The organism is Parabacteroides sp. HGS0025 (assembly GCF_000969845.1).
In the GTDB taxonomy this organism is placed as follows: Bacteria; Bacteroidota; Bacteroidia; order Bacteroidales; family Tannerellaceae; genus Parabacteroides; species Parabacteroides gordonii.
In genome coordinates this window covers 1,317,613-1,330,729 of sequence record NZ_KQ033903.1, presented here as the reverse complement: position 1 = coordinate 1,330,729, position 13,117 = coordinate 1,317,613, and the positions used below count along the sequence as shown (strand labels likewise).

At 50.5% G+C, this 13,117-nt stretch carries 15 protein-coding genes; all 15 read right to left on the bottom strand.

Annotated features, from left to right (window positions below; genetic code table 11):
• Window positions 1–289 precede the first annotated feature (289 nt).
• From HMPREF1212_RS22010 to hutH, 15 genes are read right to left on the bottom strand one after another with little or no spacing between them, the layout of a single operon-like run.
• On the bottom strand, window positions 290–928 hold the full coding sequence (locus HMPREF1212_RS22010) for a flexirubin biosynthesis protein LolB2 (protein WP_157317105.1): 639 nt from the start codon (window positions 926–928) through the stop codon (window positions 290–292).
• Window positions 906–1,544, bottom strand: a complete 639-nt coding sequence (locus tag HMPREF1212_RS22005; RefSeq protein WP_046151101.1) for a flexirubin biosynthesis/transport protein LolA2 — start codon at window positions 1,542–1,544, stop codon at window positions 906–908. Before HMPREF1212_RS22005 ends, HMPREF1212_RS22010 begins: the two co-directional genes overlap by 23 nt.
• Complete coding sequence (locus HMPREF1212_RS22000; RefSeq protein WP_046151100.1) at window positions 1,537–2,244, bottom strand: polysaccharide deacetylase family protein; 708 nt, start codon at window positions 2,242–2,244, stop codon at window positions 1,537–1,539. Before HMPREF1212_RS22000 ends, HMPREF1212_RS22005 begins: the two co-directional genes overlap by 8 nt.
• A gap of 3 nt (window positions 2,245–2,247) precedes the next feature.
• Entirely contained in the window at window positions 2,248–3,108 is an 861-nt protein-coding gene (locus tag HMPREF1212_RS21995) for a beta-ketoacyl synthase chain length factor (RefSeq protein ID WP_046151099.1), read from the bottom strand.
• Between the two features lie 3 nt (window positions 3,109–3,111).
• On the bottom strand, window positions 3,112–4,311 hold the full coding sequence (locus tag HMPREF1212_RS21990; RefSeq protein ID WP_046151098.1) for a beta-ketoacyl-[acyl-carrier-protein] synthase family protein: 1,200 nt from the start codon (window positions 4,309–4,311) through the stop codon (window positions 3,112–3,114).
• Complete coding sequence (locus HMPREF1212_RS21985) at window positions 4,308–4,568, bottom strand: phosphopantetheine-binding protein (RefSeq protein WP_028730198.1); 261 nt, start codon at window positions 4,566–4,568, stop codon at window positions 4,308–4,310. The genes HMPREF1212_RS21990 and HMPREF1212_RS21985 overlap by 4 nt, the downstream gene beginning before the upstream one ends.
• Before the next feature lie 16 nt (window positions 4,569–4,584).
• Window positions 4,585–6,441 carry a beta-ketoacyl synthase N-terminal-like domain-containing protein gene (locus tag HMPREF1212_RS21980; protein WP_046151097.1) on the bottom strand — a complete coding sequence of 619 codons (1,857 nt, stop codon included), beginning with the start codon at window positions 6,439–6,441 and terminating at the stop codon, window positions 4,585–4,587.
• Complete coding sequence (locus tag HMPREF1212_RS21975; protein WP_046151096.1) at window positions 6,426–6,869, bottom strand: acyl-CoA thioesterase; 444 nt, start codon at window positions 6,867–6,869, stop codon at window positions 6,426–6,428. Before HMPREF1212_RS21975 ends, HMPREF1212_RS21980 begins: the two co-directional genes overlap by 16 nt.
• Complete coding sequence (locus HMPREF1212_RS21970; RefSeq protein WP_046151095.1) at window positions 6,866–7,315, bottom strand: hotdog family protein; 450 nt, start codon at window positions 7,313–7,315, stop codon at window positions 6,866–6,868. Before HMPREF1212_RS21970 ends, HMPREF1212_RS21975 begins: the two co-directional genes overlap by 4 nt.
• Before the next feature lie 2 nt (window positions 7,316–7,317).
• Window positions 7,318–8,403, bottom strand: a complete 1,086-nt coding sequence (locus HMPREF1212_RS21965) for a FlxJ family methyltransferase (protein WP_046151094.1) — start codon at window positions 8,401–8,403, stop codon at window positions 7,318–7,320.
• Between the two features lie 20 nt (window positions 8,404–8,423).
• Window positions 8,424–9,323, bottom strand: coding sequence for an LpxL/LpxP family acyltransferase (locus HMPREF1212_RS21960; RefSeq protein WP_046151093.1), 900 nt, complete (start codon window positions 9,321–9,323; stop codon window positions 8,424–8,426).
• Entirely contained in the window at window positions 9,316–9,561 is a 246-nt protein-coding gene (locus tag HMPREF1212_RS21955; RefSeq protein ID WP_028730192.1) for an acyl carrier protein, read from the bottom strand. Before HMPREF1212_RS21955 ends, HMPREF1212_RS21960 begins: the two co-directional genes overlap by 8 nt.
• Window positions 9,562–9,575: 14 nt before the next feature.
• Entirely contained in the window at window positions 9,576–10,799 is a 1,224-nt protein-coding gene (locus HMPREF1212_RS21950; RefSeq protein ID WP_046151092.1) for a beta-ketoacyl-[acyl-carrier-protein] synthase family protein, read from the bottom strand.
• A gap of 12 nt (window positions 10,800–10,811) precedes the next feature.
• The gene (gene fabG / locus HMPREF1212_RS21945; protein ID WP_046151091.1) at window positions 10,812–11,540 is read right to left on the bottom strand and encodes a flexirubin biosynthesis SDR family reductase FlxB; all 729 of its coding nucleotides are present in this window, start codon (window positions 11,538–11,540) and stop codon (window positions 10,812–10,814) included.
• Window positions 11,537–13,087 (bottom strand): flexirubin biosynthesis tyrosine ammonia-lyase FlxA, encoded by a 1,551-nt coding sequence (gene hutH / locus HMPREF1212_RS21940; RefSeq protein ID WP_028730189.1) that lies wholly within the window; start codon window positions 13,085–13,087, stop codon window positions 11,537–11,539. Before hutH ends, fabG begins: the two co-directional genes overlap by 4 nt.
• Between the last annotated feature and the right edge of the window lie 30 nt (window positions 13,088–13,117).

The window sequence follows — 13,117 nt, the reverse complement described above, 5'->3', positions numbered from 1 at the left end:
AATTATACGAAGCATACAAACACCGGGAACCACCGGCATACCCGGAAAATGCCCTTTATAAACATCATGTAGCGGATTCAGCCGGATCGTACAATTATATTCCCCGCCTTGTTCTGCAATAGCTTCTATCGTATAAAAGTTAGTCAACATCCCTTTCCAATATGCATTTAGTGTGACAAAGGTAGGGAAGTTTTTCTATTATGTTGGTCAGTTTCGAATCTTTTTGAAGGTATTAACCCTTGCTATACAATATCCCTTTCCTCAGATAATCAGAATGATGAAGAATTTCTTAATTGAACGCATCCAACCCGATGGAAAGCTTCAGCCCCGTATGCCTGATACGGATCGCTTCCTGTCCGGAACTGTCCGGGAAAGAGCGGAAAGTGGTTTTGCGCAGGCCGGAACCGAGTTTGATCTCCCGCATACGATTTTCCACACCGTCTATCCGGTAATAACCTTTGAAGCCGGGAGTGGATAGCTTATATACGATATCTGTCTGCGGGTCAGTGCAGTTATAAACAGTCACCTTATTTTCCAGCGGTATGTTCAAACCGAAAAGGACCGAGAAGTCGCGATAGAACAGAGACAGTATCTTTTTCTTATTCAACGGTTCGATGCAGTGATGTACCGTCAGACTATCCGAACCGATCTCCAGGTCGAAAAGGCTCAGTCCGAAATGTGTGCTGAACAGTGTACGGTAGGTGCCCGTCTCCGTCTCCTTCACCAATAACAGCCCGCTGAAGTGCTTCCGCATAAAGTCGATCGTCATGTTGTATTTACACAGGCGGGAAGAAGCATCTATCATAGGTGGGAATTGCCCTTTCATAGCGGACACAGTTTCCCCTTTCCGGCATTCACGTGTGATAGAGGGGGCACACGAACAGCAGGCCAGCAACAAGCAGAGACTAGCGGATAACAAACTTTTCATCACTGGTCAGTGTATTGTATTTCCGGTTCGTAAAATGATATTCCGTATAATCCTTTGCATTCTCCAACAAACGCAGAGTCTGTACAGACATATCTTTCTTATCTATCGAAATGATGATCTCCGAGATATAAACCTGTACACTCTTGGAAACCGGACGGATCTTCACCACATAAAGGGAAGGGGATTCATAATATTCCAGCTGGTAAGCCGACGACATCACCGTCAGGTCACCGATCATGCAGGCTGCCAGCATTCCTTTCATCTCGTTCATCATCTGGTTAGAACCGAGGTTGACTACATTGCTTTTCCCTTCAGAAACGATCTTCAGCTTCTGCCCGTTTATAATGATCTGATAATCTACCGGAGAGGTGTAATCCATCCGGATCATATTCTCCTGCTTATAATAGAAACGGCCTTTCGATACGATCTTCTCGTTAAAGACATCCAGAAACTTCTCCTGCGTGAAGTCGCTTTCAATGGAAGAAAGCGACGCTGCTTCCTTTTTCAGCCGTTCCTGAAACGCGGTAACGGATGCCAACGGGGTTAACTCCTCTTGCGCGGCTACCGGCAAACAGAAGGTTATAAACAAAAACAGGCATATATAATATCTATTCATCTTCTTTTTCATTCGGATCAGGTATATCAAACATTTTATCGAGAGGGATCACCTCATAATTTATTGTCTTCAGGTATTCAAGTAAACGAGCCAGCAGGGAAGCACATCCGGGTAAGCGGTCGTGCAGAAGGATAACAGCCCCCGGCCTGACCTGCCTGATAATACGGCGAAACACCTTATCTTCAGACTCTTTACGCGTATCAAAAGAACGAATGCTCCAACCGATTATTGTATAAGGGCGGTCTTTCGCCAGGCGGGCTACCGTCGGGTTGGTCACACCGAAAGGGGGACGGAAGGTAAGGATCGGAGCGGTATGTTTCAACAAGGCCTTTTCGCACCGTTCCGCTTCTTCACACATCTCTTTACGGGAAAGCAGCGGGAACTTCCAGGTATGGTTGTCGGAGTGGTTACCGACATGATGCCCTTCCGATACGATGCGCTCCATCACGGCAGGGTTTTCTCGTACCTTCGCCCCGATGCAAAAAAAGGCAGCCTGCACCTGATACTTTTTCAGTACATCGAGTACCTGCGGCGTATATCGGGGATCGGGGCCGTCGTCGAATGTCAGGCAGACAACGCGCTTATCGGTGTTTCCCCGGCACAGGGCTTTCACATATACCCCTGAACGAATGCTGTAAGAGGCATAAAAGAGAAAAGCACCGATACCGCTCAAAACCGCTATAAAGACCAGCCACCCCATAGACTATACCCTCCTTATCAATAGAAACGAGTGATTATCCAGGAAAGAGTTGTACAGCAGGATCGAACGCGGGGCATCCGTCTCCTGCACGCGGTGACAGGCCTGCCACAAAGCAAAGGACATCGCTATCGGATATTCGCCGCAATATTGTTTGTATTCATCCGGAAAGACCACCTCTGCATCGCTTGCTTCGTTATGAAGCAGGAAGGCGGTCATCCGCTCCTTTATCTCTTCTTCCGTAAAACGGCCGCTGAACAATTCCATATCCCGGAGCTCCGCCACGCATTGCGGTGAGCGGTTCCCCGACAAAAGGAAGAATGCCGCCCCTTCTCCCGGCTTGTTCTTCTCCCACAAACCCAAACGGCCGAGGATCGTTTGCAGCGTCGGTGTCATTTCATCGACCGCCCCTACCAGAACAGACTGCGCTTCTTCCTCTTGGACTAGCAAAGCGGCATCGAGCAAAGCACTTTCCAGAGAGAAAGCACGGTGCACATAGGTCGTATTGTAACTATGGTTTCCGGTAAGCAGGGCAATCTGTGCCCCGATCGTATTGAAAGTGGACTGGATAAAGGCCGTAGGGGTAAGCAACTCTTCGTTATGATCCAGTATCGTATTCATAAACTTTTCCGTATCGGCCAGACATCCAAGTCCCGTAGCCGTCAGGATCGCATCGACAGGAGCCGTTGCGTCTTCAAGACACTGTAACCCGGTTGCCACCCCCATACGAACCATGCGGCTCATCCGGCGGCGAAGCGTGGCATTCGGGATCAGGAACTTATAGTCGGGCTCTTTCAGCGCGTAACCATCGTCCGTCCGTTCAAAAGAGGCTGCCGCCTTATCTATATAAACCGGTTTCGTAAGCATAACCTATTTATCGTATTTCCGGAAAAGCAGGGAAGCGTTGTTCCCTCCAAAACCAAAAGAGTTAGACAATACCGAACGTAGGGATATTCCTTCCTGATAACGGGTAACAGGGATCAAGCCCGTTTCCTCTATCGGTGCAGTGAAGTTCAGATTGGGATAAAGGATACCCCGCTCCAGAGAGAGTACGCTGAATACGGCTTCAAGGGCTCCGGCAGCCCCCAGGGTATGCCCGGTAAAGGCTTTCGTCGAGCTGAAAGGCGGTATCCGGTTCCCGAAAAGGCGGCGGATCGCCTGGCTCTCGGAAGCATCGTTGTTCGGTGTGCCTGTTCCGTGCGCATTGATATAATCCACCTCCTCCGGTTGCAGGCCGGCCTTTTCCAAAGCGCCTTTCATGGCGAGGAAAGCACCCGTACCTTCGGAAGAAGAAGCCGTCTGATGGAAAGCATCATTGGCATTGGCGTAACCGGACAAGAGGCAATAAGGAGTTTTACCGACCGTTGCTTCCGACTGAAGCACCAGATAACCGGCCCCCTCGCCCAGATTTAACCCGGCACGCGAGACATCAAAAGGACGGCAAGGCTTTTTATCGAGTATCATCAGCGAAGCGAAGCCGTTTAAAGTAAACTTGCACAGTGCATCCGTCCCTCCGGCGACCACAACATCGAGCATCCCCTGCCGGATCATCCGGGCACCCAGCATAATTGCGTTGGCGGCAGACGAACAGGCGGTACTGACGGTTGTACGAAATCCGGTAATACCCAGGAAAGAAGCGATCCGTTCCGTACTGTCGCCCGCATCGTGCGAAGCAACATACCGTAACCGACCCTGTGCCGGATTTTCCCGGAAGGAAGGGTAGAAAGACTCTGTCAGATCCATACCTCCGGTAGAGGTGGAAGAGATCAGGCCGACGCGAAGGGGGCGATCCCGATCGGAGAGATCCAACCCGGAATCGGCAAGCGCCTCGAAAGCTGCCGTCATTCCCAGCAAAGCCGTGCGTGACAGTGCTGCGGATACGGGAATACCCAGTTGCTCTTTCAAAGCCTCATTCGTGCGCTTCACTTCGGAGACTGGTTCTTCATGACGTGTAGAAAAAAGCGTAACAGCCCCCAGTCCATCCCGCCCGTCACGAAACGAGCGAAGATGTTCCTCCACATTCAGACCGATGCCGGACACACAACCGATGCCTGTGACGCAGACTCTCATTTTGTACGGTTTGCAGTGATAAAGTCAGCCAGCGTACGCACAGAATAGAAGATAGATTTACCTTCAGCCGGATTCGCAATACGAATGCCATAGTTGCGTTCCAGGATCAGAATGATTTCGAGTGCGTCGATCGAGTCGAGTCCCAGTCCTTCATCTCCGAAAAGAGGCGCTTCGTTATCGATCTCATCCGGGGTGATATCTTCCAGGTTCAGCGATTCGATCAGCGCTTCTTTCAATTCTTGCATTAATTGTTCCATATCGTTTGTTCTTTAATTATTCGTTAGCTATCGTTGTTTGTTCCAGCCAGTCGAAACGGGCTTCATACCGGTCTCCCGTCAACTCGCACCAACCGGTCAGGCAGGCACGCAGTTTCTGTTTCCGCATCACCAGCGTGGCATAGTCGCGGACAAAGGATTCCGGATAACGGTTATTGATAAAGAAGGTGTTCTCGCCCTGTATCTTATAGCGGATGCATAGTTCGCCCAGCACCACATTCGGCAAGGTATAGACAAACACAGCCGGGCTTGCTTCCCGATCGCCCATCGTATCGATAATATGTTGATGCTTCCGGTCCGTATCCATCGAGGAAGAAGCATTTGTGCATATGATTCCGACTTCGCCGGGTTCATATCCCGTTTCCCCCCCGTTCCGGGCAAAAAGACAGGCTGCCGCGATATATCCAAGTTTACACAGATCGTCCATCTTATAAAACTTCCGGTCATCCAACGCTAAAGACTTATAAGCAGCACGGATAAAGGTAGCAAACGCTCCCGCCGGTTCCGTTTCCAGAAGCACCTCTCCATCCAGCACGATCTTCCCCCGCTCTATTACCACCGTGCGCCGGGAGTATCCTTTCCCCTCTTGAGAGGGGGCAGGGGGTGTGTCAAAGCTCTCCCCTTCCAACGACAGCACAACCGCCGCATTACACCCGCCAAAACCTGACGCCGTTTTCACGCAATGCGCCATCGCCACCTTTTTATGCGCCGCACTTACCGATAACGGGTAAGGAACCCCACAGGCTTCAAACCCGAATGTCCCAAACACCTCACCGCTACGAAGCTCCTCCATACAGGCAATCACCTCGATAATACCGGAAGCGCCGAGCGTATGCCCCCAGTAGGATTTCATACTGTTGAGCGGCAGATGATCGAGCCCCGCCCAATGCAGGGCTTTCGATTCCATTTCATCGTTATATAAGGTCGCCGTCCCATGTGCATTGACAAAAGAAATGGCTTCCTGTTGCAGGCCTGCCTCATCCATCGCCTGGCTGATCGCATAATACAGGCCGTCACCGGTTCGTGAAGGCCCCGAAATATGGTTGGCATCGTTGGTGATGGAACCGCCTGCTATACTAACCGGCTGTTCCTCCCCGACCAATCCCCGATCGGAAGTCACCAGCACAGATCCGCAGGCTTCCCCCAATGACAAGCCGTCACGCGTCTTATCATAGGGTTTACAGATCTCCGGGCTGACCGATTTGAAAGATTGAAAGCCGGTGACAACAAAGCGGGTCAGCAGATCCCCTCCGGCCACCAGTATATGTTTATATTTCCCGGCTTCTATCAACCGGGAAGCTACTATCAACGCAGACACACCGGAGATACAGGCATTGGAGATAACGATCGGTTCATTCACACAACCGAAATAGCCGGCAACACGCATCGCCATCCCGAAAAGCCCAGAGGACGCGGTCGCGCTTTCCCCAATCGGGTGTCGATTCCGACCGTAATCGGGTGCCGATTGCGACCGTAATTGAGTGTCGATTGCGAGCGTAATCGAGTGCTCATTCCTGCTGGCAGCCAATCCATCGATATTTCCTTTCGTCGTGGAAAGAATCAGCCCGCAGCCCGGATCGGCAGGATCGATGCCGCTCTGCCGGATCGTATCCGACAAGGACAAGATAAAGAGTTGCTCCATCCGGGTGTAGCCGTCCAGCTCCTGTGCCAGTACCTTTAGCCGGGTATCGTCTATCCGTGCCGCCATAAAAGGCGTATCGAAAAGGGCAGTATCTTCCACCCGGGCAATACCCGAACGGTATTCACGGATGCGGGAGAAATTCTCTTCCGTGCCGAAGCCCAGCGAACTGATGATCGAGCCGGCGGTTATATAGCTGTTTATCCGATATTCCATTTCTCTCTCCACGCTTGATAAAAGTCCGGATTATTCAATTCCAGCTCCCCCGTGCGGCTATCCACGAAAACCTGCGTACTGGAACCGGTAGCCACTACCGCCCCGTCGCTTTCGCGAAAAATGATATATTCGAAAAGGATCTTAGCCGCTTCCGTCCGGATATACCGTGTCTCGACAATAGCCGACTCACCGTATTTCAGCGATTGCTTATACTGGATGTTCAGTTCGACGATCGGAACTACATAGCCGGCATCCCGTATCTCCGTATAGCCGATACCGTACTGGCGACCGAAAGCTTCCCGCCCGTCTTCCATATAGCGGACATATTCGCCATGCCAAACGACTTCCATCGAATCTACCTCGCTGAATCTGACCCGCAAAGTCGTGCGGTTGGTCAATGCCGCTTCCTGTATTTTCATCCGTCTCATGCGTCTTTCTTTAGAAATATCTTAAGCTGACCTTCGGCTACCGTAGTGCCATTCACCTGTACGGTGGCCGAGATAAGCGTTATATCAAAAATCTCCTGCTCTACCCGGATCGTGGTATGCAATTCGTCCCCCACCTGCGGCAAAGCATAGAAGTTCATTTTATTCACCGAGCCGATAAAACCGACCGGGATCTTTTCGCCCGCACACCGATAGAGATAGCCCACCCTTACGGCAGCCGATTGGGCGATATGTTCCGTTATGCCGCATTCATCCAGTTGCCCGCCCTGACAAAACAGGTTCGAGTCCTCTACCTTCAATCCGGTATAAGACCCGTTGCCGTCCATCCCGAAGAAACGGTCAACCATCACGATCGGCGCACGCTGCGGGATCAGATCCAGTAGCTCGTCACCGGACAGTAAAGGGGTATCGAACGAGATTGCTGCCATATCTATTTCAGTTTACATTGCATAATACTATGTCCCAGCCCCAGGCCGTCATGTATCTGTTCGATCGCCAGTCCGGCCTTTTCTACCAGGCGGGCCATATCAGCGGAATAATACATTTTGCTGTTACCGTTGGCCATTGCCGTAAAATAAAGGCTGGTCTGTGCCAGGCAATAAGAAGCGGTCTCGAAACGCTGACGATCCCAGAAAGTCTCCATGATATACAGGCGGCTGCCCGCCTCCATCGACCGGGCGGCACGTGTCAGGATGCTCAGTACCTGCTCCTCCGAGAAACAATCGAGGAACTGGCTCATCCAGATGGCATCGAACGGCTGCGGGAAACTTGTTCCGTCGTCCAACAAATCCGCTGCATGGCCATGAATACGGTCGGCCCCTTCCAGTTTCCGGGTCTGTTCACGCATCATCTCCAACTGCTGGGGCAGATCCATTATAGTCACTTCCACCTCCGGCGAATAAGCCACGCATTGCGTCGCCCAGCGCCCGGTATTGCCGCCTACATCCAGTAACGTACGCACCGGATTGGCAAAAACAATCTCCAAGGCTTGCTTAAAGGAGTTGTCGGAATAGAAATGGTCGAAACCGAACCAGCTCTCCTGCACCTTTTCCGGCAGGCTGGACAAGCCTTCGTAAATGGTCGGCCAGTTACCGAAAACCTTCAGGCCTTCGGGCTTGCCATTCAGCAAAGCCTCTTCCAACCGGAACAGTCCCAGATAGTTCAAATCGTGGTTGAAATCCATATTGACCCGGGCCATTTCATCGTTCAGCAGGAACCATCCGGCTTTTCCCAGATGGAAATGCCCGTCTTTCAACAGGATCGTGCCGATCGTCAACGACGATTCCAACAACACCTGTACGGCATAATGGGAAAGGCCTGTCTTTTCCGCAATCTCATCCATCGTCAGGCCGTTCTGTGCTTCGCGGAGCATTCCGAAGATCCCGAATTTAACCATCAGGCGCGACACCTGGAAGACTACCGGGCCAAAAGCGATCTCCTGTGCCAGACGTTGCGCCTGTACAGCCGAGAAACGATCCTTTGCGTATATTTCTTTTTGAGGAGATGATAATTCCATGTTCTCTCTTATTCTATCTGTTATTTCCAGAAGTCATAGTAATTAAACCATTGTTCCGGATATTGTTTCACTACCGATTCCAACGCCGAGACATACTGTTTCAGCAATCCCTGTCCGGGAACCACCCCTTTGACGCGCTTCTCCGGTTGCGCCAGTACAAAGTTAAACTTATAGTGCATTCCTTTCTCACGCACAGCGAAATAAAATACGACAGGTACCCCCAGACGGGATGCCAGCAGAAAAGGGCCGGCAGGAAAAGAGGCTTCCGCACCGAGGAAAGTTTCCTTAAAAGTCTGCGTGCCCTCCACATAGCGGTCTCCCTGGAAACAAACATATTCCCCGTTGGCCAGAACATCCCTGATCCGGAATATATGTGTCAGATTATCTTCATTTACAGGGATAACCTTGTAGTTCTTTCCGTTCGTATTCTTCTCCAGTAACTCTTTTATCTTCTGATATTCGGCATCGAACATCACAATATTCATCTTCTTCCCGTAATCGTCGAAGAAAGGGGCGCCGATCTCCCAGTTGCCAACATGGGCACCGATCATCACTACTCCCTCGTTCCTGTTCAATACCTCCAGGAAATCGGAATATTGCGTACCGAAGTCAAAAGTATATTGTTTAGCCATCCCGGCACCGACCGCCACTTTATCGATCAGGGTTTGTCCCAACCGGTAATAATTCCTCAACAGAAAGCACGCGGAACGGAAACGGCTGTAACCCAGCCTTTGCCGCGCATATTTCCAGATCGCACAGGTCGCCTTCGGGGCAAACGGTACAAAATAGACCACGACCAGACAAAGAAACGCATACGCCGCCTTTACCCCCAGCCCTTTTATCAAGAGAATGAAGAAGAGGTAACCGAAAGAACCTCCGCGCGTTTTACCTTTCCAGCCTGTATCGTTACTATCACCCATTCACACGTGAGTCAATAAAGTCGTAGAAGTCCTGAAATGTTTTAATCCCGATAAAGTCCTGCGCTTTCAGGGTAAAGCCGAAGTTGTGCTCTACCAGTACGACCATATCCACCAGGTCGAGGCTATCGAGTTCGAGTGTTTGCATCAACGGGGCATCGGGCTGTATCAGTTCTATATCTATTTCGAACTCCTCCGATAGTTTCTCGTTGATCTTTTGAATTAATTCTGTGCTTGCCATTTGTTTATTGTCTGCTAAGATTTGAATTTCCTGATTATTAATGTAGAGTTGGTTCCTCCGAAGCCAAACGAGTTGGACAGGAACGTATCGAACTCCAGTTGTTTCGTTTCCGCCGGAATGTTCAACAAGGCAGAAGCCTCGTCGGGTTCCGTAAAGTTTAGATTGGGAGCGATAAACCCGTTCTGCATCATCAGCATGGAATAGATCACTTCACTTGCCCCGGCCATCCACATCTCATGCCCGGTCATCGACTTGGTAGAGGTGACATACGGGGATGTTTCCCCGAAGACGGCTGCAATAGCCTTCGCCTCATTCAGGTCGCCCAGCGGAGTGGATGTTGCATGTGCATTTACATATTGTATATCGCGGGCAGCCAGTCCCGAATCTTTCAATGCCATTTCGAGTGAGCGGCGCGGCCCGTCTACGTTCGGGACGGAAATATGTTCGCCGTTGGAAGAAAAGCCATAGCCTACCACTTCCGCCAGGATATTCGCTCCCCGTCGCTTGGCCGACTCGTAACTTTCAATGATAACGGTCGCCCCTCCCCCACTGGGAACCAGTCCGTCACGGTGTTTGTCAAACGGGCGCGATGCCTTTCCGGGCTCGTCCTCCCTGACAGAGAAAGCCGCCAGCCCGTCGAAGCTGCCGACCGAATACATATTCACCTCCTGCGCCCCGCCACATACGATACAATCCTGCATACCCGAACGGATCAGGAAATATCCCATCCCAATGGCATGAGAACCGCTGGCACACGCACCGGAGATCGTAAAGTTGACACCCCGCAGCTTGAAAATAACCGACAGGTTCATCGTCACCGTCGAGTTCATGCTCTGAAAGATAGAGCCGGAACCGACCAGCGCCGTATTTCTTTTCTCACGGATGATATCCACCGCATTGATCACAGGAGCCGTACTGCTGTCGTTTCCGTAAAGGATGCCGACTTCGTGGTTCAGCAGATACTCTTCGTCTATCCCCGCCTGTGCAAAAGCTTCGGCCGTTGCCAGATAAGCATATTCGCCCTGTTCGGGAAGACCGATACGCTGGCGGCGATCCAGTACGCCTTTCAGGTTCGGTTTATCCAATAGTCCCGTTAATGCCGAGCGGTATCCGAATTCTTTACGAACCGGATCGATACCGATACCCGATTTCCCTTTATATAATGAAGTCTTTACCTCCTCCAGGTTCTTTCCGATGCAGGAGTAAATACCCATTCCTGTAATAACAACTCTATTCATATATCTTTATTATCAGGTATATAATCCTCCGTTTATTGAAATCACTTCGCCGGTAATATACGAGGCGGCAGGCGAAACAAGAAAAGCCACCAGGTCAGCCACCTCTTCCGGTTCACCGAAACGGCCTGCAGGCACCAGTTTTTTCAGCTCCGCTTCATCCAGATCGCCGGTCATATCCGTACGGATAAAACCGGGAGCAACAGCATTTACCGTGACCTTCTTCTTGGCAACTTCCTGCGCCAGCGCTTTGGTTGCCGCAATAATACCACCTTTAGCCGCCGAATAATTGGTCTGTCCCGGCATCCCCTTTATCCCTGACAGGGAAACGATATTGACAATCCGCCCGAAACGTTTTACCAGCATGTCTTTCAATAAAGGCTGCGTAACGTTAAAGAAACCCGACAGGCTGATATCGAGCACACGGTGCCACTCCTCTCCGGTCATCCAGAGCAAGAGGTTATCTTTGCGAATGCCTGCGTTATTGATCAGTACTTCGATATAGGCATCCGGATGGGCTTTCGTCCATCCGTTAAGGGCAGCAGTGACTGCTGCGGCATCCGTTACGTCAAATTTCAGCAGTTCGCCGTCCGATCCTTTTTCGCGGACAAGTTGCAGGGTATGTTCTGCCTCCGTATCGTTACTTTGGTAGTTTATCAATAGGGCATATCCCATTTCCGCCAGCCTGACACTGACGGCACGCCCTATGCCGCGGCTTCCGCCAGTTACTAATGCGTATTTCATGCAATCGGTTCTAAATTCTTGTTCTTCAACCACTCGATCATCGTTTCGATCTCCTTGTATTTGGGAGTATCTTCGGTAAACACCGGGAAGAAAGAACGTATTTCGTTATAAATATCCTTTGTACGGGGAGACAACCGATCCTGTATCTTCAGGTAATCCACCGCCTGTACGATTGCCATAAAATGGATCGCCATCACCTGGAAACCATTCTCTATGACAGTTTTTGCCAGCAGGGCGGAGTTTGTCCCCATACTGACAATATCCTGGTTATCGTTATTATTCGGAATGCTGTGCACATACATCGGGTTCGACAGGGTCTGACTCTCTGCCGTTGTGGAAGTTGCCGTAAACTGGGAAGCTTGCAATCCGTAGTTCAGTCCCAATACACCCAGATTGACAAACGGCGGCAGAATGCCGTTGATACGGTCGTGGAACAGATAATTCAGCTGGCGCTCGGTCAGCATGGTCAACTTAGTAACGGCGATCTTCAGTTTGTCCATCTCAAAAGAGATATAATCGCCGTGGAAGTTACCCCCATGATATACATTTTCCGTTTCCGGGTCGACGATCGGGTTATCACAGGCAGAGTTCAGCTCGTCGATCAGTACCTTTTCCGCATTGACCATCTCATCGAATACGGGGCCCAGTATCTGGGGGACACAACGCAGCGAATAATATGGTTGTACCTTATGTTCAAATATCTTTTCCGTATGGCGGCAGTATAATTCATTCTCACGTTTACGGACAGAAGAACTTCCCGCCACCCATTCACGCATGGCACGGGCAATCGTCTGCTGCCCTTCATGCCGTTTAACGCCGTTCAGGGCAGGCGACATGAAGTCGTCATACGAAGATGCGATCTCGTTCATCATCACGGAAGCTATTACCGACCAGGTAAGCAGCTGTTTGGCATAGATCAGGTTGACCATACCGATACCGGTCATGACCGATGTCCCGTTCGTTACGGACAGGCCTTCACGTATCTTCATAGTAAAAGGTTTCAGTCCGGTTTCCTTCATGACCTCTGCCGTATCGCGGCGTTCACCTTTATAGAAAACCTCGCCTTCACCGATCAGGGCCAACGCCATATGTGCCAGCTGCACAAGATCCCCACTGGCTCCCACACTGCCGTGTTCGGGAATATAAGGGCAAATATCCCGGTTGATAAACTCAACCAGCAATTCGACCAGTTCTACATGTACACCCGAATACCCCTGTAAAAAGGTCATCAGTCGTGCAATCATCGCCGCCTTGACATACAAAGGAGACAGCGGGGCACCCGCCCCGGTCGAATGACTGCGTATAATATTGTATTGTAACTGTTTCAGGGAATCATCCTCTATGCGGTACTGGGCCATCGGGCCAAAACCTGTATTAATCCCATAAATGATCTTATCCGCTGAAAAATCTTTCAAAAAAGTATAGCTATGATCCACCTTTGCCAAAGCCTCTGTGGATAATGTAAGTATTCTCTGTTGAAACAACAAAGCCCGTACTTCATTCAGGGTTAAGTTAGCATTGGGGTTGTATAATACATCCTTCACCATATATTCCTTTATATTCTCGTGCAAAAGTAG

Bases quoted from the DNA above. Each gene is read 5' to 3' on its own strand.
- HMPREF1212_RS22010 (WP_157317105.1), bottom strand. From the start codon at position 928: ATGAAAAGTTTGTTATCCGCTAGTCTCTGCTTGTTGCTGGCCTGCTGT.
- fabG (WP_046151091.1), bottom strand. From the start codon at position 11,540: ATGAAATACGCATTAGTAACTGGCGGAAGCCGCGGCATAGGGCGTGCC.
- HMPREF1212_RS21995 (WP_046151099.1), bottom strand. From the start codon at position 3,108: ATGCTTACGAAACCGGTTTATATAGATAAGGCGGCAGCCTCTTTTGAA.
- HMPREF1212_RS22000 (WP_046151100.1), bottom strand. From the start codon at position 2,244: ATGGGGTGGCTGGTCTTTATAGCGGTTTTGAGCGGTATCGGTGCTTTT.
- HMPREF1212_RS21975 (WP_046151096.1), bottom strand. From the start codon at position 6,869: ATGAGACGGATGAAAATACAGGAAGCGGCATTGACCAACCGCACGACT.
- HMPREF1212_RS21955 (WP_028730192.1), bottom strand. From the start codon at position 9,561: ATGGCAAGCACAGAATTAATTCAAAAGATCAACGAGAAACTATCGGAG.
- hutH (WP_028730189.1), bottom strand. From the start codon at position 13,087: ATGGTGAAGGATGTATTATACAACCCCAATGCTAACTTAACCCTGAAT.
- HMPREF1212_RS21985 (WP_028730198.1), bottom strand. From the start codon at position 4,568: ATGGAACAATTAATGCAAGAATTGAAAGAAGCGCTGATCGAATCGCTG.
- HMPREF1212_RS21965 (WP_046151094.1), bottom strand. From the start codon at position 8,403: ATGGAATTATCATCTCCTCAAAAAGAAATATACGCAAAGGATCGTTTC.
- HMPREF1212_RS21980 (WP_046151097.1), bottom strand. From the start codon at position 6,441: ATGGAATATCGGATAAACAGCTATATAACCGCCGGCTCGATCATCAGT.
- HMPREF1212_RS21970 (WP_046151095.1), bottom strand. From the start codon at position 7,315: ATGGCAGCAATCTCGTTCGATACCCCTTTACTGTCCGGTGACGAGCTA.
- HMPREF1212_RS21950 (WP_046151092.1), bottom strand. From the start codon at position 10,799: ATGAATAGAGTTGTTATTACAGGAATGGGTATTTACTCCTGCATCGGA.
- HMPREF1212_RS22005 (WP_046151101.1), bottom strand. From the start codon at position 1,544: ATGAATAGATATTATATATGCCTGTTTTTGTTTATAACCTTCTGTTTG.
- HMPREF1212_RS21960 (WP_046151093.1), bottom strand. From the start codon at position 9,323: ATGGGTGATAGTAACGATACAGGCTGGAAAGGTAAAACGCGCGGAGGT.
- HMPREF1212_RS21990 (WP_046151098.1), bottom strand. From the start codon at position 4,311: ATGAGAGTCTGCGTCACAGGCATCGGTTGTGTGTCCGGCATCGGTCTG.